The organism is Dolichospermum sp. DET69, assembly GCA_017355425.1.
GTDB lineage: Bacteria > Cyanobacteriota > Cyanobacteriia > Cyanobacteriales > Nostocaceae > Dolichospermum.
Genome location: CP070233.1, coordinates 3487341 through 3509932 on the forward strand (window position 1 = coordinate 3487341; position 22592 = coordinate 3509932).

Sequence of the window (22592 nt, forward strand, 5' to 3'; positions counted from 1 at the left end):
AAAACTGTTTAATTGCAAATGACAGAGCAGGGAACTAGCTTCGCATTCCGGGGTGTCGTGACTCAAATAACGGCTACCCTTCGACTACGCTTGTGGGTGGTCTGGTCAGCACGGCTTGCTTGATTACTCTTGCAAGCCCAGTCCCTTTAGGGCTGGGTTACTGACAGTTTTTGATGTAGAAGTTAATCTTGATTAATTGTTGATAAAAGTATATATCAATAAAAAACTGTAAACCTATTTTATGAACAACTTGCATCATCATCGCGCCCAATTTCCCGCTTTAAGTAATAAAATTTATTTTAACTACGGAGGCCAAGGGACTATGCCTCAAGGGGCTATGGATGCTATTACCCAATCTGAGGCACATATTCAAAATATCGGACCTTTTGGGAGTGCAGCATATAGTTGGATTTCACCGCAAATACAAGCCAGTCGAGAAGCGATCGCATCCCTACTAAATGTGCCAAGTAATACAATTACTCTCACTGGTAATGTGACTGTAGGTTGCAATATTGCGATGTGGGGCATTGATTGGCAACCTGGTGATCATTTACTGCTTTCTGATTGCGAACACCCTGGAGTCATTGCTACGGCTCAGGAAATTGCCCGCAGATTTGCGATAGAAGTTACCACCTGTCCCTTAATGGCTACTTTAAATGAGGGACAGCCTATCAGTATTATTGCTGAAAATCTCCGCCCTAAAACCCGCTTAGTTGTTTTAAGTCATGTTCTCTGGAATACAGGTCAAGTTTTGCCGATTGATAAAATTGTCGAAGTATGCAGAAGTAATAATTCTCTGTTGTTGATAGATGCGGCTCAATCTGTGGGGGTTCTGCCCTTGGATTTAACAGCCTTGGGTGTAGATTTCTATGCCTTTACCGGTCATAAATGGTTATGTGGCCCTGCGGGTGTAGGTGGGTTATATGTGCGCCCAGAAGCGAGAGAAAATTTGCACCCTACTTTTATTGGCTTAAATGGGGTAATTACTAATAATCAGGCACAACCGACGGGTTGGCAACCAGATGGACGCAGATATGAAGTATCTACTTTAGCCACTTCATTATATGTGGGTTTAAAGGCAGCAATTACAATTCATGAACAGTGGGGAACAGCACAGGAAAGATATGAGCAAATTTGCCGAAATAGTAATTATCTTTGGCAGAAATTAAACTCTTTAGCTGATGTCAAATGTTTAAAAAATTCACCTCCAGAAAGTGGATTAGTTTCTTTTTATGTAACTAATCAGCCTAGCTCTAAATTGGTGCAATCTTTAGAATCACAAAACATTTTAACACGAACAATTGCTAATCCTAATTGCATTCGTGTTAGCGTTCATTACCTAACTCTAGAGTCAGAAATTGACCAATTAATCGCAACGATAAAAGGCGACTAGAAGTCGCAGCTACACAAACAAAACCCACCTGCGTGGGTTAAATTCTATTAGTCCACAAAGGTGGACTTTGCCTGTGTAGTAGCGATTTCCAATCGCCCAATATTTAAAAGGCGACTAGAAGTCGCAGCTACACAAACAAAACCCACCTGCGTGGGTTAAATTCTATTAGTCCACGTTCGCGTTAGCGTTCCGAAGGAATAGGTGGACTTTGCCTGTGTAGTAGCGATTTCCAATCGCCCAATATTTTTAACCTTCTACCTTTTAAATCATGGAAAGACCAATTATATACATAGCAATTACCAATCACGGCTTTGGTCATGCTACCCGCACAGCTTCTATAGCTAACACCATTCAAAAATTATGTCCTGAAGTGTTGTTAATTTTAGTCACTACTGCACCTCGCTGGTTACTAGAATCTTATATAGAAGGTGATTTTATTTTACGTCAACGGGCGTTTGATTTAGGTGTGATTCAAGCTGATAGTTTGACAATGGATAAACCAGCAACTTTAGAAAAATTGCGAGAAATCAAAAAGAATCACAAATCCTTAATTGCTTCAGAAGTTAATTTTATTCGCCAAAATCGCGTTAATCTTATTTTAGCAGATATTCCTTTTTTGGCGGCAGGATTTGCTCAAGCTACGAATATTCCCTGCTGGATGATTAGTAACTTTGGTTGGGATTTGATCTATCGAGCTTGGGGAGGAGAATTTATAGAAATTGCTGATTGGATTAGTGATTGGTATGGAAAATGCGATCGCTTATTTCGTCTTCCTTTTCATGAACCTATGTCAGCTTTTCCAAATGTTACCGACGTAGGTTTAACTGGGGGTTCTCCCAATTTTACTATTGATGAATTACGCAGCAATTGGGGCATAAATACACTTCCAGAAAAAACAATTTTACTAACATTTGGGGGTTTAGGTTTACAAGAAATTCCTTATGCTAATATCAGCAAATTTCCCGATTGGCAATTTATTACTTTTGATGCCTCAGCCCCAGATTTACCTAACTTAATTAAAGTTACAAATCGCCAATACCGTCCTGTAGATTTTATGCCAATTTGTGGAAGAATTATCTCTAAACCTGGTTATGGAACATTTTCAGAAGCCACTCTTTTAGAAGTACCAGTTGTAACTATACCCCGTGATGATTTTGCCGAAGCAGCTTTTATGTTAGCAGGAATTACTAATTACAATCATCATCAAATTCTGACAGCATTAGAATTTTTTCAAGGAGATTGGGATTTTCTTTATCAATCACCTCAACCACCAAAACAAACCGAACAAATAGATAAAAATGGTAATGAAACAATAGCTAAAGCTGTGATAGATTATTTACAGACAAATATATGAACTAAACTAGCCATGACACATTACCAAAAATTATTAAGAGTTTCCACTAACGGGAAATCATTTCACAATATTACCGCTAAAATTGAAGCCATTGTTGCTGAATCTGGGATAGAAACTGGACTTTGTAGTTTATTTTTACGTCACACTTCAGCTAGTTTAGTAATTCAAGAAAATGCAGATCCTAATGTATTAGTTGATTTAGCCAACTTCATGGCAAAAATAGTACCAGAAGGAAACTATTATATTCATGATGATGAAGGGCCTGATGATATGCCAGGCCATATTCGCACAGTTTTAACCCATACTTCCGAACAAATTCCCATTAATAGTGGTCATTTGGTATTAGGAACATGGCAAGGAATCTATGTTTGGGAACATCGTCAAAGTCCTAATGTTAGAGAGTTGGTAGTTCACATTTCTGGATAGAAGAATTGGGAATTGAATTATTTTACCAAACAGAATTCAGGAGTCACAGAGTCAGAATTCAGTTGGGTATTCTGTGCGAGTGGCGGATGAATAACCGGCGTTTTTGCACCTCCACCAAATCGCAGATTTGGTGGTCTTTAATCAGTCGCAGGTCTGAATCCTCGACTGATTGATTCTGACTCGGTGGCTACTGACTCGGTGACTCCTTCTTCAATTGAGTCCTATTGAATAAAAAATATTTAAGCTTTGTATTGACTTAATTAACTGAACTAAATCTCTGAAAAATAACATGATAAACTTATTCAATTACAGCAGTTCCAAAACGATAACCTTTGCCATAAACAGTATGAATCATTGGTGTTTCACCCACTGTTTCCACCTTACGACGCAACAGACGAATTAAAGCTGCAATCACATTACTATTAGGTTGTTCTTCATTTTGCCATAAATGGTGCAAAATTTGAGCATGAGTCAGTAATTGTCCGGCATTTTCCATGAAGTATTGTAACAACTGACTTTCTTTTTGAGAAAGTTCAATCATTCTCCCGTGACGATAAGCTATTTGATTTTCTATATCTAGTTCTAAATCTGCTACAACTAACTTTCCTGTTGTACTACTATAGGATTCTGTACCAGCACGACGCAACAAAGCCCGAACTCTTGCCAGTAATTCCCGTAGTTCAAAAGGTTTAACCAAATAATCATCAGCACCAGCATCTAAACCTTGTACTCGGTCATCAAGGGTATCTTTCGCTGTCAAAAATAGTACAGGAGTTATTTTACCTTGACGACGTAATTCCTGACAAATCTCTAACCCCGTTTTTCCCGGTAACATCCAATCTAAAATCAGTAAATCATAACTGCCTATTTCTGCCAACTTACTGCCACTTGTTCCATCATAAGTAGCATCAACACTGTACCCTTCACGGGTTAATAGACGACTTAAAGGGTCAGTTAGTTCAACTTCATCATCAACTAATAAAATTTTCATTTTGTTGTTAGTGAGTAATATAGATATATTCTCAATATAGTGAACTGCAAACACATCAAGAACACAAAAAAAGAATGTTAACTGTTGCAATCCCAAAAGGGGAACTACTTAAACCTAGTCTCCGCATATTACAATCTGTAGGATTAGATTTTAGTGCTTTCTTAGAATCAGGAAACCGCCAATTGCAAATTCCTGATGCTAGTGGACAAGCAAAGGCGTTGTTAGTCCGAGCGCAAGATGTGCCTGTTTATGTAGAATATGGTCAAGCACAATTGGGAATTGTGGGCTACGATGTCCTTAGAGAAAAACAGCCTCAAGTTGCCCAATTAGTGGATTTAAAATTTGGATATTGTCGGATGTCTGTGGCTGTAAAAGCTACGAGTTCCTACAAATCTCCTTTAGATTTACCTGCTCATGGTCGAGTTGCTTCTAAATATGTAAATTGTGCGCGAGAATATTTCCAAGGTTTGGATTTACCTATAGAAATTGTCCCCTTGTATGGTTCTGTAGAATTGGGTCCAATTACCGGAATGTCGGAAGCAATTGTGGATATTATTTCGACAGGCAAGACTATAAAGGAAAATGGTTTAATTGAGATTGCAACTTTGTATGAAAGTACAGCGCGGTTAATTGTTCACCCTTTAAGTTATCGTTTGAATACAGGTAATTTACATCAATTAATTGCAAAAATTCGGTTAGGAATTCTCAGCGCAGTTTAGTTTATGAATATGGGCGAATAGAAATCGCAGCTACACAGACAAAACCCACCTTCGTGGGTTAAGAAGCTTGATTTTTGATTAGTCCACGAAGGTGGACTTTGCTTGTGTAGTAGCGAATTCTATTCGCCTTTTTCTGTTTTACTCACGGCACTAAGTTGATCTAAAATTGCTAAAATCTCTTGTTCAAAGGCAACTTGAGCGCGGTTAGTTTTTCCCCCAATATACAAAGTTTCGCCTTGTTGTAAAGCCCAAATTTGGGAATGGGAAAAATAACTCATTACCACACCTAACATCAATAACCCAAATCCTGTATAAACAATGGGAATACCAGGATCAAATTTAATTTGTAACCCCGTGCTACCAATAACATCCAGGATTTGCAAATTTACCCCATTTACAGGTATAGACATTCCTGCACGCACAGTATTAATTAATTTACCTTGAGCATCATAAATTAATACCATGCCTTGCAAATCTTTGGCTAATAGGGAAACACCTTCACTTAAATCAGGTTTAGTCGGAATCCAAGTTCCCCAAATTCTCCCTCTACCTTTGGTATCTAATTGTGCCATTGGTAATTGGAAAATTGGACTTTTATTTAATCTCACCCGAACGTTAGAAATTCCCCAATCTGTTTGATAGAAAACTACACCATGATAACGCAAAGGTTTATTAACATAAATCTTCTCATGATTAACTTCTTTACCTTCCTTATTCAACACAGACATATCTGAATAAAATTGGTCAATTCCTCCCGTGGGTGTGTAATCAATCCAAAAGCGATTTACCCGCACAGACCAATCTTTTAAGACATCTTGAGATGACCAAACACCAGCATCAACAATATTTTTCACCTGGAATGTATCACCACCAGAAATCATTTCTTGAGCCATAAATCCTGTCATTGATCCGAAAATTCCTCCCAGAAGAATAGCAACTATCCCAATGTGAACAATAATTGGACCAATTTTCCCAATTATCCCTTTACGAGCATAAAGAATATCATCTTTTTCTTGGAAAATTCGATAACTTTGTTGCTGCAAAATTGGCGTAATTGATGACAAATAAACACCTTCTAATTCCGCACTCAAGGCTAATTTTTTAAAATTGCGCGGTTCTTCATAGAATTTCCATTTTTGAGCAGCCTTGAGGGCGGGTAATTGACGAGTAAAGGTACAAGCTGTTAAACTAGTTCCAAATAGAACTAACAAACTCAAAAACCACCAAGTGCGATATACATGATCTAAGCCAACTACTTGAATCACTTTCCACGAAAGGAAACCAAACAAAGCTGGATGTTCGGGATAATTAGATTGATAAAAAGCAGGCGCTTGTCCCTGTTCAATTACCGTACCACTAACGCTAAATAAGGCAATTACTAATAGAAGAACAATTGCTAATCGTAAATCAGTTAATACAGGCAAAATTTCCCGGCGGATAAATCGCCCAGGTATTAACCACCAACTTAATTCTGTGGATGTTGTCTGATCTGAAGTCATTGCTTAGAAACTACCAATAGGAATGCGAGAAAGTAAAGAAAAAACACCAAAACCTACTAATAATGCCCCGCTAACAGGATTTATCCAACCAGACCAACGGCGCAATTCTAATATTTTTTTGATGGACGCAGTAAAAGTACCTGCTAATATTAATGGAGTTACATATCCGGCTGTGTAAGAGAGTAGCAAAACAGCACCTAGAATTAGATCTTGCGTATTAGCAACCCAACCCAATAAACTGGCTAAAACTGGTGTGCTGCAAGGGGAAGCAACCAACCCAAATGTTAAGCCAATAGAGTATGAACGCACTCCGGGAGGTAAATCTTGAGAAATCCAGTTTGTTTCATTCAAAGAAGGAAATTGTATGGGTAATGCTTCTAATAAATTCAGTCCCATAATAATAGCGATAATACTGACAATAATTGGTAAACCAATTCCTATTTGTCCATAAACTTTACCCACTAAACCTGCGACAATTCCCATTCCTGCCAATGTAGTTGCTAATCCCAACGCAAACCAAGTTGATTGGGCTGCTGCTTGTAAGCGAGTTTTAGCCTCATAACCACCAATATAGCCAATGGTAATGGGTAGCATGGACAGCATACAGGGCGTAAGGCTGGTAAGCAAGCCAGCAGCAAAAATAATGGCAATGCTGACAATACTCAGGTGTGTAAGTTGGTTAGCAACAAGGGTGTTAGCTAGTTGTTCAAGTTCGTAAATTCGGGTTTCTAGAGTTTCTAGCATGAGTATATTTAAGTAGAGAATGCTTACTCTGCTTGAATTTTAACGTATTTTGGCTGATGAAGTGAGGGAAAACAAGTAACCTGGTGCAAATCAGATTTCCGGATTTTTGTGAAAAATTGATGAATTTATAGTCAAGATTACTTCGAGAATGTTTGTAAAGCATTAATTTGTATCAAGAGATCCCCCCTAACCCCGCTTAAAAAGGGGGGAATTAGAGTCAAAGTCCCCCCTTCTCAAGGGGGATTTAGGGGGATCTCAATATTTTGGATACATGACGAAAGTCAAAGTCCCCCTTCTCAAGGGGGATTTAGGGGGATCTCAATATTTTGGATACATGACAAAGGACTTTTAAAACATCCTCTTAAACATCAGGTTAATTATTCTGAAGATTGTTTTAGACTCATCATCAAATATATATTGGAAACCAAAAATACTCATTAATCAGGAATCTACCACCATGACTCAGAAAATCAACAAAGTTTTCCAACAATCTGGAGTTATTCCCTATCGAATCATAGATGGGAAAGTTGAAATTTTATTAATTACCACTCGTAATCGTCAAGGTTGGGTAATTCCGAAAGGGGGACTTTGTAAAGGCATGAGTCCCCATGATTCCGCAGCAAAGGAAGCATGGGAAGAGGCAGGAGTTATCGGTAGAGTCACAACAGAAAATTTGGGTAATTATAAATATCGCAAACGAGGGAATACCTATCAAGTAAAACTATTTTTATTACCTGTAGAAACAGTATTAGAAGATTGGCCAGAAGCTACTTCAAGGGAAAGAAAATGGTTAGAAATTAACCAAGCTGCCGAATTGGTTAAAGAAATTTCACTAAAAAGAATTATCGAAAGTTTATAACGACTATTTAAAGAACTGCACAAAAAAATTATCCAATCTTGTGGGATGGGCATCCTGCCCGTCCTTGTATTATGTGCAGGGCCAGATGCCTGCACCACAAGAGAATTTGGGATATTTTTTTATTTGGAAGTCTCTTAAGATTAATTTAGTTTGAGATATAGTTGTGTGGTCATCGCTATCAGAATAATAAGTAGAGAATATTCAGCACTACTACCAGTGCTTAACCGGAGATTACGATTACCGGGACAAACACACCGCACAGGAGAAGGCCAAAACATTTCTACCCCAGAGCGAGTAAAGCAGTCGGCAAACCAGCCAAATGTATAACCAATTGTGAGGGCGCTCGCTATTGGTAGTAAGTTTGGTAGAAATATTGATGTTCCATAAGAGGCACTCGCTATTACCACACTAGCTACTAATGAATGTGTGCAGCTTCTATGGGGCATTGTACTTTCAAAATATCCAGATATCCAAGGAAACAACCGACCAGCCGATGATGTACTAACGTCAATATCTGGTAATAAACCACCCATTGCCCCAACAAAAATTAAAACAGGGTCCGCAGTTTCTAGTAGTAGACAAAGCAGCAGTGCCACTAATTAATAAATGCGAAATTCCTAACATTATCTAATTCTCCTTTCTTCTCTAGGCAAGCTGTCAAGTAGTCGATAAACTCCTAGGAAAATGGCCGCACTTATGCCACCAAATATATAGAGACCTTCATTATTAGTTCCCAAGCCAATAAACCGCATAATTATAAAAAGCACTCCAATTACTGAAATTAATGGTGTGATATCAAAGTAACGGCGGTGATCTGCACCTTCAAAATTTAAACCAAGGTACTCTTCCTCGATGGCACGGATAGCTAACATCGGATTTCCCCCAGCCCGTTGTTGTAATTTGGATAAGTCAGTCGGTAATAAGGCGATCGCTCTTTCAATTGCCGCACTTTCCATAATTTCCCTGATAGCCCTTTCTGGTAATGGCCTCAATTCAATTCTGGGGATTCTAATAAAAATATCCGAGCGCGGCGGATTTGTGGCTAAAACCAACATCGGCACACCCTGACGGCGTAACTTTTTAAGCCAAAATCTAAATTTCCTATCACAGCTTTGAGCATCATCGAGAATAAGAAAAGCTGTGTTTTCTTTGAAAAAATCGGCGATTCCTACGGAGCGCTTCGCTATCGCTATTTTTAATTTCTCTATAGTTAAAGATTTCCCTTGTAAAGTTTCAGTAGGAATATCAAGGCAAAAACAAATTTCTGTCATCATCTGCTTGAGTGTTGTGGGTTCTACAGATGCCACTAAAAACCCATCATCAGATAACTTTTTGATAACTGCTGATCTTAATACAGATTTACCAGAACCTTGTTCACCTACTACCAAAATGGCTCCATTCGCTAACAGAGATGCAGTGATTCTCCGTAGTTCGGGTTGACGGTAAATTTTAAACTCCCCATCTGGGGGTCTTTCTTGTACTTCCTCATTCATAGGGGATGCCTAGGTAACTGTGGAAAAAGTGAGAATAGGGCAATAATAACTAAACTAATGGGATTAAACGAACTTATTGCTAATAATAAGCCGTTTATAAACAAGATTAACCAATTAGTTCAGTGTCGTCTTTTTGTTGGTTGATTTTCTTCATGGCTAGGTTGATCAAGTTCTGCGGATTGTACGCAGCTTTGTTGATAGTGTTCCGCGATTGAGTAAAATTTTCTTTCATCTCCTCCAATTGTGCTTTGAGATCAGCAGGTAATCGATGTGGGTTTTGATAAAAGTAAGTTACCATTGCTTCTTGGACAATCATCAGACCAGTAGCTTTTTCCGCACCGGATCTAATAACATTCTCCATATCCTGATCCGTGATAAATTCAGTATTTATCAATGCTGTTTTTAATTCTTTTAAAATTTCGATAATCTCAGATGATTCAGCGTTAATAATCTGGGGATTTGTACTTTCTTTCTCTTCAAACTGTACCTTTTTAACTTTTTTCCACTCAGATACCAGGGGAGAAATTGTACTAAAACTCCCACCTCCCAACTGTTCTCGTACAGCCTCACGAGTTACTTTCTCATTATTTTTATATAGGTTTTCACAAATTCCAAAAATCTTTGATCTTAAATCTTCAGTTTGATTTATGGTAGTCATAGATTTCCATTAATGAAGGTCTGAAAAACTTTATCTGGTTCAATTCTAAAACATTAATTTATATATTAGCAATATTACAGAGAATTTGCAAAAAAAAATGACAAAAAATACCATCAAATTTTTCGGGGCTGCATTGCTAATCGTTTGAATAATCACAATCCATGCAGCATTGTCCTAAGAATCACTTACTTATAAAAATCTATGTCTTTCGGAGGATGCTATTAAGTTTGGCAATATTTTATGGTGTTATCCTTATTTTTACAGCAAATTGAGATAGCGAAGCGCGACCTAGGAATCAAAGCCGCCACAAATATAGTAAACTTTAAAAATGAAGAATTATTAAAGGTAATTGTGACAGACCTTGTCTGCCTTGTCTTCCAAGTCCTGTCCTCACCCAATTGTAAAAAACCTACACCTGTCAGACCCCCCTGCCCCCCTTCCCTACGTTAGCGCAGCGTGCCGAAGGCTGGGAAGGGGGGTTTCAAAGCCTCTCCCCGCTTCGGGGAGAGGTTTACAAGAGGGGTTTATTTATACATTAAAAACTTTTCAAACATCCTCTTAAGTTGACACCAATGCGGCTGCTCAAATCCCTACACTGCGCTATCCTAAATTAGGTCAAAATCGCGCCACCCATTAACCGCTCATACCTATATTTCAACTCATCCTTCATCAATGGCCAACGCTCCAAACTTGCATCCATATCAATCACTTTTTCCGCTGCTTGTCGCGCTAACAGCAAAACATCTTCATCTTCCACCAAACTAGCCAAAGTAAAATCTGCTACTCCAGATTGGCGAGTTCCCAGCACTTCCCCAGGGCCACGAAACCGCATATCCATTTCTGAGATAAAGAACCCATCTTGGGACTGTTCCAACACCTTTAACCGTTGTTGAGCATCAGGACTTCTGGTACTACTCATTAATAAACAATAAGATTGCGCTGCACCCCGTCCCACCCGTCCCCGTAATTGGTGCAGTTGTGATAAACCGAACCTTTCCGCGTGTTCAATTAGCATAACCGTGGCATTAGGTACATCCACACCCACCTCAATCACAGTGGTAGAAACGATAATTTGGGTTTCATTATCGCGGAATTTGTGAATTGCTGCCTCTTTTTCTGCTGAACTCATGCGTCCATGCAATAACCCAACTTGAAAATCGGGGAAAACACTTTCTTGTAACTTTTGATGTTCATCAACAGCCGAACGCAAATCTAATTTTTCCGATTCTTCTACCAAAGGCAAAACTACATAAACTTGTCTACCTTGGGCAACTTCTCGACGGATTAAATCGTAAGCTTGGGGACGTTGTTGTCCACTTAACATTGTGGTTTTAATCTGTTGTCTTCCCGGTGGTAATTCGTCAATTTGACTAACATCTAAATCCCCATGTACAGTTAATGCTAAAGTGCGAGGAATGGGTGTAGCCGTCATTGTTAAAACATGAGGTTGTTCGCCTTTTTGCTGTAATTTTGCCCGTTGTTGTACCCCAAAACGATGCTGTTCATCTATGACAACTAAACCCAAACGTTGAAAATTCACTTTATCTTGAATTAATGCGTGTGTTCCCACTAATAAAGGTAATTCACCTGTTTCTAACTGAGTATAAATTTCTCGCCTTTTAGCTATTTTTGTTGAACCTGTTAATAACTCAACTGGTAAATGTAGTAAGTTAAACCAACTAACTAATTTATGATAATGCTGTTCTGCTAATACTTCCGTGGGAGCCATTAAGGCGGCTTGATAACCTGATTGAATTGCTGCCAAAATAGCGACAACAGCCACAACTGTTTTTCCTGAACCAACATCGCCCTGAACTAAGCGATTCATGGCTACAGGTTTTTGTAAGTCTGTGAGAATTTCATTAACAACTCTTTGCTGTGCGCCAGTAAGTTTAAAAGGCAGGATTTCATTAAATTCTTCTAATAATTTACCAGTGGGTGCAAGGATGGCACTAGTTTGGATTTCTCTGGCTTTTTTTTGGCGTTGCAATAAGCCCAGTTGCAGGTAGAAAAATTCATCAAATACTAACCGACGACGAGCAATTTTCAAAGAGTCACTATCTTTAGGAAAATGAATATTAGGAATTGCATCTTTCAATTCCATTAAATTATATTTTTCTCGCAAACCTTTAGGTAAAGGATCTTTTAAATTAACAGCAGCGGTTAAAGCAATCATTACAGCCTGTCTGACTGTGTTTGCCATTACCCCTTCAGTCAGGGGATAAATAGGCACAACCCGCCCAATAGTTAGAGAATCAATAGTATCACCTGGATTTGCCAAAACTTCTAATTCTGGATTATCCAAAGTTAACCCATATTTACTTCCTTTTACCAACCCACAAGCCGCCAACATACTACCTACAGTATACTGGCGTTTTAAACTTTCTTGCCAACCCCGACTACTAAACCGCGCACCCGCATAAAAACGGCTAACTTTAATTTGTCCGCTATTATCTTTGAGGATTAATTCTAAAATTGATAACTTCTTATTTTTAGGACTGGTGAAAAAATTAAACCTTTTTACTGTTGCTATGATAGTTACTGTTTCCCCTCCTTCCAATTCACTAATATTCACCTGACGGGCATAATCAATATGATCACGAGGATAATAAAACAGTAAATCACGGACAGTATATAAATCCAACCGCGCTAAATTCTCAGATTTTCTAATGCCAATTTCTGGTAAATCTCTGAGTTTTTGGTCAATTGTTGGAGCTTGTCTTTTACTAATTTCGGCAACAATTGGGGTGGTGGGATGTTGGTTTTTAGATGCGTAATTTATTTTCGGTGCTTCTGTCTCTATTTCTTGCTGAAGTTGATGAAGATATCTTCTGATTTCTGCTAGTAAATGTTGTCTTTCTGGTAATGCCAAATTTGGATAATTAGCAAATTGCATTCCTACTTGATGCCAGCGAAGTCTTTCTTTTGGTGGTAAGGCAGTTGGGAAATTACCAAAAGTTAAACAAAGAAATTCACTAAAGCGATATTGTTTACCTACTAAATCTGTAAAGCCATTTTCCGCCTCAAATGTCAAGGCTTTATTTAGTCTGATCCAATCAGGTGTTTCATTAGTCATTAAATATCTCCAAAATACTAAAATTCCTCTTTCATTTTCGTTGATCTAGTCTACGCTTATATAATTCAGTACACTTTTAATTATAGGTTCATGACTATTGACAATAGATAGAAAATATAATAAGATAAAATGTATATCAGTTTTGATAAAAAATACCCATTAAAAATGATACAGAAATTCCAGTGCAAGTGTAGCACTTTTGAGCAAATATAATAAAACTTATCTATCTAGGTCAGAACATCCGCTAAAAATATAGGTTTTTCTCGTTCCCATACTCTGTATTTTCTCGTTTTCTCTTTCTCGTTCCCATACAGAGTATGGGAATGAATTCTAGAAGGCTCTGCCCTCCATGATAGCAGAGGCAGAGCCTCTGTGATAGCATTCCCATACAGAGTATGGGAACGAGATTAACCTACGAAGGTGGGTTTTGTTTGTGTAACTGTGATTGCTAGTCGCTGAGTAATAAATTAGACTTTTCAACCAAACTCTAAGAAAATATTTTCTGCCACCATGTTCTTGGTTGAATTTCGGGGTAATACATTTGTCTGAATCCTTTAACAAAGTCGATTGAATCCTGTGACTTAAATTCAGCTAACTTAGCATCTACAATTTGAGCTAAATTTTTGTCTAAATTTTCCTTAGCTTCTGATTTGACCGAAAACAATTTTTCTCCTGAACCGCAATTACCGTCCACAGCTTTAGCCAAGCAAATTGATATTGGACGATTGGATTGATTGCCATCAACTACTATATTAAAATTTAGTCCTTTATTGTAATATTCGTTGAATTTATTGGCTGCATTGTCACAATCTCCCTTAATATCCTTTGATTCGATATACTTGCTATCCCAGTGAATTAGCGGTATTTTTTTAGTTGTTTTAGAATTATAAGCAAAAGTGGTTCGTTTACCTTCAATTTTGCCACATTGAAATAAGTCTTTACTCGTAGGATTGGACTGACTAAAGGTTGGGGTAGCTGTAAGTGCGATCGCTGTAAGTGCTGTAGGCATCACTACCATCGTCAAACCCATGAACAATGATTTTTTAAGTGTCATATAGCTTATGTAGTGTAACTAAATTGATATTTATAAGAAATATAGCGAATTATTTGACTATTGTCTACTATTTGTAGTAAATATCAATACTAGTTCTGTTATCGCTATCCTTTGGTTGTATCGTATTAAATGAGACTAAATTATTTACCATACTGGGTTGTTGGCTGTCTCCCTTTGTGCTTACTTGCTGTCACAAACCCCACCAGAGCGCAAATAATTCCCGATCAAACTCTATCAGTTAATTCAGCGGTTACATCTCAAGGAAATACAAAAGTCATTAATGGGGGAACTGTTGCTGGCAGTAATTTATTTCACAGTTTTCAGGAATTTTCGGTTGCTACTGGTGAAAGCGCATATTTTAATAATTCTTTAAATATTCAAAATATAATCACAAGAGTGACAGGTAAATCAATTTCTAATATTGATGGTTTACTCAAGGCTGATGGTAATGCCAATTTATTTTTACTCAATCCTAACGGAATTATTTTTGGTCGTAATTATACTCTAAATATAGGCGGTTCTTTTGTAGCAAGTACAGCTAGTAGCATTAAATTTACTGACGGTGGTGAATTTAGTGCTATTAATCCTCAAAGTACATCTCTATTGAGCATAACCATGCCCTTGGGATTGCAATTTCCCGGAATGCCTGCAAGCATCATTAATCGTTCTGCTAATCTGCAAGTATCATCTGGAAAAACCATCGCTTTAGTTGGCGGGGATATTAGCTTAGAAAATGGTAAATTGGCTGCACCACAGGGACGAGTTGAACTGGGTAGTGTTGGTGGTGAAAGTCTAGTGAGTTTGCATCCCACAATCAATGGTTGGTCTTTAGGATATGACGGTATAAATAATTTTGGTAACATTCAACTACTAACTGAGTCTAAGGTAAGTGCTGATAATGGTGGGGATATTTCTATTCGAGCCAAAGATTTAACAGTGACAAATGGCTCTGCAATCTCAGCAAATACTTCTACTACAGCAAATGGTGGTCAAGTTACTATCCAAGCTAACAAAGTCGAAGTTAGTGGTGCATCGGCAAACGGTCAAATCTTCAGTACAATTGCTGCGACATCAACAGGAAGTGGCAATTCTGGAAACATAGAAATCACAACCAACAGGTTAATTACCAAAGAGGGTGGTGATGTGTCGGTGAAGACAGTTGACTCAGGGAAGGGAGGAAACCTCACCGTCAATGCTTCTGAGTCCATAGAACTGATTGGGGCTGTATCTATTCCTAATACTACCATTTTCAGTCGCAGTGGTTTTTTTGCTGCTACCGAAGGCATTGGAGACGGTGGTAATATCACAATTAATACTCCTCTGTTACAGGTGCTAGATGGTGCGCGGGTATCAGTTTCTACTCGCGGTGCAGGAAAAGACGGTATCACCGGAGGTAAGGGAGGTCTCTTAACCGTAAATGCAGCAATGATAGACCTCAGTGGTACGAGCGCTGATGGTAGATTTATCAGTGGTTTGTTTGCTTTGTCTGGAGAAGAAAGACCCAATATTAAAGAAACTGATGCTACAGGTAATGGGGGAAATATCAAGATTGAAACTAGTCAGTTAAATATTAGAAATGGAGCGCAAGTATCAGCAGCAACTTTAGGTATAGGCAAGGGCGGAAATATTACTGTACAAGCTGATACCATAAATATCGCTGGAGCATCAACTATTAGTCAGAAGTTTAGCACCTTAGCTACTGACTCTCATGCTACAGGAAACTCAGGAGACATCAAGATTGATACCAAACAGTTAAGAGTGAGTGATGGAGCAGATGTTTCTGTAACAGCTTTTGGAGCAGGGCGTTCAGGAAACCTCACTGTCAATGCTACAGAGTCTATAGAACTCATTGGAGCTAGTGCTATTCCTAATAGTACCATTTTCAGTCGCAGTGGTTTTTTTGCTGCTACCGAAGGCATTGGAGACGGTGGTAATATCACAATTAATACTCCTCTGTTACAGGTGCTAGATGGTGCGCGGGTATCAGTTTCTACTCGCGGTGCAGGAAAAGACGGTATCACCGGAGGTAAGGGAGGTCTCTTAACCGTAAATGCAGCAATGATAGACCTCAGTGGTACGAGCGCTGATGGTAGATTTATCAGTGGTTTGTTTGCTTTGTCTGGAGAAGAAAGACCCAATATTAAAGAAACTGATGCTACAGGTAATGGGGGAAATATCAAGATTGAAACTAGTCAGTTAAATATTAGCAATGGAGCAGGATTATCAGCAGCCACTTTAGGTGTAGGCAAGGGCGGAAATATTACTGTACAAGCTGATACCATAAATATCGCTGGAGCATCAACTGTTAGTCAGAAGTTTAGCACCTTAGCTACTGACTCTCGTGCTACAGGAGACTCAGGCGACATCAAGATTGATACCAAACAGTTAAGAGTGAGTGATGGAGCAGATGTTTCTGTAACAGCTTTTGGAGCAGGGCGTTCAGGAAACCTCACTGTCAATGCTACAGAGTCTATAGAACTCATTGGAGCTAGTGCTATTCCTAATAGTACCATTTTCAGCCGCAGTGGTTTATTTGCTGCTACTGAAGGGATTAAAGACGGTGGATCTTTAACTGTGAATACATCTCTACTGATAGTTAAAGATGGTGCCAGAATTTCCGTATCCACTCGTGGTAAGGGTGAAAATGGCATCCCTGGAGGCAAGGGAGGTAACTTGATTGTTAATGCCAAAGAAATTGAACTGAGTGGTATAGGTAAGGTGCAATTGCTACGCAATGGTCAGACCGAAACACGCACATTTCCCAGTGGATTGTTTGCGTTGTCTGGAGAGATCAGACCAAATATTGCAGACAATGAAGCTACGGGTGCAGGTGGTAACTTAGAAATTAACACTGACTTGTTAACTGTGCGAGATGGTGCAGAAGTATCAGTAACTGCTAAAGGTGCAGGAATAGCAGGAAACTTAGTTACAAAAGCCAATGGAATTAGATTGCAAGATGGCTCAATTATTGGTGCAACGGTGCAGGGTAGCGGCGCTAACATTACCTTAGAAGTTCGGGATTCTTTGCAACTAAGGGGTAACTCTCAAATCTCCACGACTGCTGGGGAAAATGGGGATGGAGGAAACATCAAAATCACCGCAGATACCCTGGCTATTCTAGAAAATAGTAGCATTAGCGCTGATGCTGGTAGACAAGGTGGTAATGTGCAAATTACAACCAAAGGAATTTTCTCCCTTCCAAATGCGATTACTGCCAGTTCTGCACAGGGAGCGCAATTTAGTGGGAATGTGTTAATAAATACTCCTGATATTCAACCGACTCAAGGGTTAATTGCTCCCCCTGAAAACTTTCTTAGTCCTGAAAATCAGGTAGCTTCAGCTTGTGTTTCGGAAAAAGGACAAAACCGCAGTCAATTGATTATTACTGGACGCGGTGGACTCCCACCTAATCCGACAGAACCGCTCAGTAGTGAAACGGTGAGGGTGAGTTCATCAAAATTGCCATCAGATCATAATTCTATAACTTCAGTACAGTTACCGCAACCGGCGACGGGGTGGGGAGTTAATAACAAAGGTGAACTGATTTTAATTGCTAATACAGCAACTTTACCAGGTCAGAGTTCTCAAATACCCGCTGCTAATTGTCATGTCCATTAAACATCGTAGCCTTGCTTTTTTGTGTGAGTTGTTAGTGCTAAATCTGGGATTTTTGGCTGTGGATGGGATATTTTTATCAGTGCGATCGCAAAATATTCCTCCTACTCAAATTCCAGTTAATCCTACTATCCCTGAACTCCCATCTAAACCTAAACCGTTACTTTCTCCAGAAGAACTCAAGGAAATTTTACCCTCAGATGCCAATAAACCAGAACAAAATTTCGATGTTTCTGGAAGTATTCAGGTTCATAAATTTGAGTTTATGGGTAATACGAAATCAGTATTTAGTAATGACAGATTAGCTAAAGAGTTGGAGGAATTTACTAATAAAGATATTACTTTTACGGAGTTATTACAAGCTGCTGCTAAAATTACTAATCTTTACATTGAAGAAGGATATGTTACTTCCGGTGCTTATATTCCAGCACAAACCTTAACAGGTTGTTTGGTGAAACCAGAACAAACTTCTCACAGTTGTGATATCACAATCCAGATTGTTGAAGGAAGTTTACAAGAAATTCGTATTAGTCGAGATGAGAACAGTAAAAGCTTTTTGCATGATAGTTATGTGCGATCGCGTTTGAATTTAGCCACCGGAAAACCTCTAAATATCCGTAGTTTAAAACAAGCTTTACAACTTCTACAATTAAATCCTTTAATTAAAAATCTTTCTGCTGAATTATCTGCGGGGACAACTCCTGGCACTAATTTACTGAAAATTAAAATAGCAGAAGCAGATTCTTTTAGTACCAAAATAATTGCTGATAATAGTAGAAATCCTAGTATTGGCAGTTTTCGGCGCGGTTTGGAAATAGAAGAATCCAATTTAACTGGATTAGGAGATAGTCTGAATCTAGCTTATAATAATACCGATGGTAGTAATGCCATAGATGCCAGGTATACCATACCAATTAATCCCCACAATGGAACTATCAGTTTTAACTATAGCAACACCATAAGTAACATTATTGAACAGCCATTTGATGAATTAGATATTAAGTCAAATTCTCGCAATTTTGAACTTACTTTACGTCAACCCATAATCGAGAAAGCTAATGAGAAATTCACCGAAGAACTGGCACTTGGTTTCACACTAAATAGAAAGGAAAGTAATAGTTCTATCTTGGGAGTAAACTTTCCTATATCTGTAGGAGCAGACGCACAAGGAAGCACGCGAATTTCTGCATTGCGATTCTTTCAAGAATGGAACCGGAAAAGTTTACAGCAAGTCTTTGTTGCTCGTTCTCAATTCAGTTTAGGAGTGGGAACATTTAGTGCGACAATTAATAATCAAGCACCTGATAGTCGCTCTTTTGCATGGAGAGGACAATTACTATGGTTACACTCACTTGGTTCTCAAACTGATAATCCCAAACAGAAACCAAAAATTTTACTTCGTTCTGATTTACAATTAGCAACTAGATCGCTTTTACCTTTAGAGCAATTTACATTAGGTGGTGTTTCCAACGTGCGGGGTTATCGTCAAGATGCTATTTTTAGTGATAATGGATTTTTTGCTTCTGCGGATTTTCAATTACCAATTTATAATACCAATAATGGAGAAAATATTTTACAATTAATTCCATTTATTGATGTTGGAACTACTTGGAATAGCTCTGGTAAACCAAATCCTGATTCTAACAACTTAGCTTCTTTAGGTTTAGGTTTACAGTGGCAAATGGGCGAAAAATTAAAAGCTCGTTTAGATTATGGCATTCCTTTAGTTAAAATTAATTCAATAGATAGAACATGGCAAGACAACGGTGTTTATTTTTCCATGCAGTACAACCTCTTCTAAAACCAATATTTATGTGGAAATATCGTCGCAAATTAACAACATTTTTCTTGGCATTATTAACGCTAATTTCAACCTTGATTTTTCCTATTTTCTCTGCCAATAAAGTGACAGGAACTGAAATAAAAATAAAACCAACTTCGGTTCTTATTTCTCAAGTATCTAATAGCTTGAATTTAGAACAACAAGGAAAAAAATACTATGATATTGGCAACTTTTCTGAAGCGGCTAAAATCTGGCAACAAGCAGCAGATGCTTATGGTAAAGATAAAGAAGGTAAAAATAAAAATCTCATTAATAAAGCCAAAGCTTTGCAATCCTTGGGTTTGTATCCTGAAACTTGTAATCAATTATTACAAGTATTTAATATTGTTGACTTCAAATGTGAGCAATTAAAGAGTAGTGATAAAAGTATTGATAATAAAATTATCGACCATCTAGAATCACAACCAAATTCTCTAAATAAAGTCATTGGTTTGCGGCTTTTAGGTGAAACATTCCAAAAATTTGGACAATTAGAACTTTCTCAACAACTTTTAAAAGTTAGTAAAATAGCAGCACAACAATACCCAGATCAGCAAAGTGCAATATTTATTAGTTTAGGAAATATAGAAAGAGCTATTGGTAATAGAGAGCGAGATAAGTTAAATTACACTTCGCAAATTGAGTTTATTCTTAGTGAGAAGTGTAATAATGAATTTAATCTACATGATGAAAATCAAATCAAATGTACTAACAATGAATATATAGATATAAAATCATATTATGAAGCATTTAGACATTATAATCAAGCTAGAAATTATTATAAACAAACAGCAAATAATCACACTAACTCCATAACAGGAATTCAAGCAGAACTAAATCAACTCAGTCTATTATTAGATATCCAAGAATGGTGGAATGAACAATTTAATAAAAGTCAAAGATATCAACCATATACTTGGACTGAATTAAAAGATGATCTGAATAATCAAATCGAATATTTATGGAAATCTATTAATTCTCATTTGGTTAAATTATCTGAAAGTCCTCAAATAATTCGTGAGTTAGTATACGCAAAGATTAATTTTGCAGAAAATCTAACTCGTTGGAGAAAAAATACTCAAAACGATAAACTTCCACAAGAACAAGAAATTGCTCAACTTCTATCAACAGCTATTCAAAACGCTCGTAAATTTAAAGACCAGCAAGCTGAAGCACTTGCTTTAACTCATCTTGCTAAGTTATACGAACTACAATCACAGAAAGAAAACCTCACAAAAGAAGACAGAGTTGATAACCTTTCTCAAGCGAAAATTTTCACAAAACAAGCTCTAATGCTGTTAAATAATCTGAATTTTGATAATCGGCAAATTCTATATCGTAATAGACACCAATTAGGGCGCATTTTAAGAGATTCAAAAAATATTGAAGGAGCATTAACATCTTATGCTGAAGCATGGAATATACTTCAGTCACTGCGAGCGGATTTAGTCAATAGTGCTGATAATCAGTTTTCTTTTCGTCAAAATGTCGAACCTGTGTATCGAGAATTTATTGATTTACTATTGCAAGCTGAGAGTAGTAAAATTAATTTTAAAAAACTAGGATTGCTTAATAATATCACCACAGTATACAGTTCTAATCAAGAAAATATTCCCTTCAATATAGCTCGTTTAGTTATGGAATCACTGCAATTAGCAGAGTTAGATAACTTCCTCCAAGATCCTTGTTTACCACCAATAGAAAAGTTAGTACAAATTGAAAATATTGATCAAGAAGCAGCAGTTATTTATCCAATTCTTTTGAAGGATAGATTAGAGGTTATTCTATTTCAAAAAAATAAATCTCCTTATCATTATTCAGTTCCTAAAGATTCGCAAATAAATTTTAATAAAACTATAGAAAATTTCGCCGACCTTATCTATAGTCAAGTTGAGGATGGAAAATTATCTGCTTTGGAACAACAGAATAGAGATAGAACCAAAACGTTTAATGAGAATAAAGAAGAGGTTTTAGAAGTTTCTCAACAACTATATAAATGGTTAATTGAACCGCTAAAACAAAAAGATCATCTAGACCAGGTTAAAACTTTAGTATTTGTACTAGACCGTGTTTTCCAAAACATTCCCTTAGCTGCTCTTTATGATGGTAAAAATTATTTAATTGAAAATTATAATATAGCTATAAGTGTGGGTCAACAACTCAAAGACTCAAAACGACTTGAACCAAAAAATATAGAGATTTTAGCGGCTGGTTTGAGTAAAGAGGTTTCAGTCCAAGGGAATAAATTTCCTGAACTAAAAGATATCAAAGATGAGTTAGAAAATATTAAAAATTTAAAGGATAAACTCAGAATAAGTCCAAAAATACTTTGTGATTACAAAGAAATTTGTCCCCAGGAATTTACCAAACATAATTTCCAAATAGAGATGAAATCTTCTCCTACGGTAGTACACTTATCAACACACGGTGTTTTCAGTTCTAACCGAGAGCAAACGTTTATAGTAACTAGTGATATTGACGACAATACGATTAAAATAGATGATTTTCAGAATTTACTCAACCCCCAAGGTAAAAGTAGAAACAAAAATATTGAATTACTGGTTTTAAGTGCTTGTCAAACAGCTTCGGGAGATGAAAAAGCAGCACTGGGTATGGCCGGGGTGGCTTTGCGTTCCGGTGCAAGTAGTACCATTGCTAGTTTATGGCCTGTATCAGCTAAAGGTACAACAGAGTTGATGAAGGAATTTTATGCAAATTTAACTAACTCTGATGCGAAAATGAGTAGAGCGGAAGCACTTCGTAAAGCCCAAATTTCTCTCATGAAACAAGATGGATATCAGCATCCTTTTTACTGGGCGGCTTTTACCCTTATAGGTAGTTGGCTTTAGCTATATTAAGAGATTAGCGTGATTAGAAAAGAAGTTCTTA

At 37.6% G+C, this 22592-nt stretch carries 15 protein-coding genes and 1 pseudogene; 8 read left to right on the forward strand and 8 right to left on the reverse strand.

From position 1 onward, the window contains the following. Positions 1-241: 241 nt before the first annotated feature. The 3 genes from EZY12_15950 (at position 242) to EZY12_15960 (ending at position 3173) form a co-directional block, all read left to right on the forward strand. Complete coding sequence (locus tag EZY12_15950; protein QSX66312.1) at positions 242-1393, forward strand: aminotransferase class V-fold PLP-dependent enzyme; 1152 nt, start codon at positions 242-244, stop codon at positions 1391-1393. 268 nt (positions 1394-1661) lie between these two features. After that, entirely contained in the window at positions 1662-2747 is a 1086-nt protein-coding gene (locus EZY12_15955) for a glycosyl transferase (GenBank protein ID QSX66313.1), read from the forward strand. A 12-nt stretch (positions 2748-2759) separates the two neighbouring features. Then, complete coding sequence (locus tag EZY12_15960) at positions 2760-3173, forward strand: YjbQ family protein (protein ID QSX66314.1); 414 nt, start codon at positions 2760-2762, stop codon at positions 3171-3173. A 298-nt stretch (positions 3174-3471) separates the two neighbouring features. On the opposite strand, the gene EZY12_15965 is transcribed toward EZY12_15960, so the two are convergent. Further along, on the reverse strand, positions 3472-4164 hold the full coding sequence (locus EZY12_15965; GenBank protein QSX66315.1) for a response regulator transcription factor: 693 nt from the start codon (positions 4162-4164) through the stop codon (positions 3472-3474). Positions 4165-4238: 74 nt separating this feature from the next. Between EZY12_15965 and EZY12_15970 the strand changes: the two genes are divergently transcribed. After that, a complete protein-coding gene (locus EZY12_15970) occupies positions 4239-4883 on the forward strand; it encodes an ATP phosphoribosyltransferase (GenBank protein QSX66316.1) in 645 nt (214 codons plus the stop codon). Positions 4884-5002: 119 nt separating this feature from the next. Here EZY12_15970 and EZY12_15975 read toward each other — a convergent pair whose 3' ends face one another. After that, complete coding sequence (locus EZY12_15975; GenBank protein QSX66317.1) at positions 5003-6382, reverse strand: cytochrome c biogenesis protein; 1380 nt, start codon at positions 6380-6382, stop codon at positions 5003-5005. 3 nt (positions 6383-6385) lie between these two features. Next, entirely contained in the window at positions 6386-7126 is a 741-nt protein-coding gene (locus tag EZY12_15980; protein ID QSX66318.1) for a sulfite exporter TauE/SafE family protein, read from the reverse strand. Positions 7127-7583: 457 nt separating this feature from the next. Here EZY12_15980 and EZY12_15985 point away from each other — a divergent pair, with 457 nt between their 5' ends. Then, a complete protein-coding gene (locus EZY12_15985) occupies positions 7584-7985 on the forward strand; it encodes an NUDIX hydrolase (GenBank protein QSX66319.1) in 402 nt (133 codons plus the stop codon). A gap of 170 nt (positions 7986-8155) precedes the next feature. On the opposite strand, the pseudogene EZY12_15990 reads toward EZY12_15985, so the two are convergent. From EZY12_15990 to EZY12_16010, 5 genes and pseudogenes are all read right to left on the reverse strand, one after another. Next, positions 8156-8609, reverse strand: a pseudogene (locus EZY12_15990) (metal-dependent hydrolase). Then, on the reverse strand, positions 8609-9478 hold the full coding sequence (locus EZY12_15995; GenBank protein QSX66320.1) for an ATP-binding protein: 870 nt from the start codon (positions 9476-9478) through the stop codon (positions 8609-8611). Before EZY12_15995 ends, EZY12_15990 begins: the two are co-directional and overlap by 1 nt. 106 nt (positions 9479-9584) lie before the next feature. Further along, on the reverse strand, positions 9585-10136 hold the full coding sequence (locus EZY12_16000; GenBank protein QSX66321.1) for a DNA-binding protein: 552 nt from the start codon (positions 10134-10136) through the stop codon (positions 9585-9587). A gap of 610 nt (positions 10137-10746) precedes the next feature. Beyond that, on the reverse strand, positions 10747-13212 hold the full coding sequence (recG, locus tag EZY12_16005; protein QSX66322.1) for an ATP-dependent DNA helicase RecG: 2466 nt from the start codon (positions 13210-13212) through the stop codon (positions 10747-10749). Between the two features lie 487 nt (positions 13213-13699). Beyond that, positions 13700-14266 (reverse strand): hypothetical protein, encoded by a 567-nt coding sequence (locus EZY12_16010; protein QSX66323.1) that lies wholly within the window; start codon positions 14264-14266, stop codon positions 13700-13702. A 129-nt stretch (positions 14267-14395) separates the two neighbouring features. Between EZY12_16010 and EZY12_16015 the strand changes: the two genes are divergently transcribed. Genes EZY12_16015 through EZY12_16025 form a run of 3 tightly spaced genes read left to right on the forward strand, consistent with a single transcriptional unit; the run spans position 14396 to position 22552 of the window. Further along, positions 14396-17884, forward strand: coding sequence for a filamentous hemagglutinin N-terminal domain-containing protein (locus EZY12_16015; protein ID QSX66324.1), 3489 nt, complete (start codon positions 14396-14398; stop codon positions 17882-17884). Continuing rightward, a complete protein-coding gene (locus EZY12_16020) occupies positions 17874-19682 on the forward strand; it encodes a ShlB/FhaC/HecB family hemolysin secretion/activation protein (GenBank protein QSX66325.1) in 1809 nt (602 codons plus the stop codon). The genes EZY12_16015 and EZY12_16020 overlap by 11 nt, the downstream gene beginning before the upstream one ends. Beyond that, positions 19634-22552, forward strand: a complete 2919-nt coding sequence (locus EZY12_16025) for a CHAT domain-containing protein (protein ID QSX66326.1) — start codon at positions 19634-19636, stop codon at positions 22550-22552. Before EZY12_16020 ends, EZY12_16025 begins: the two co-directional genes overlap by 49 nt. Positions 22553-22592: the final 40 nt, after the last annotated feature.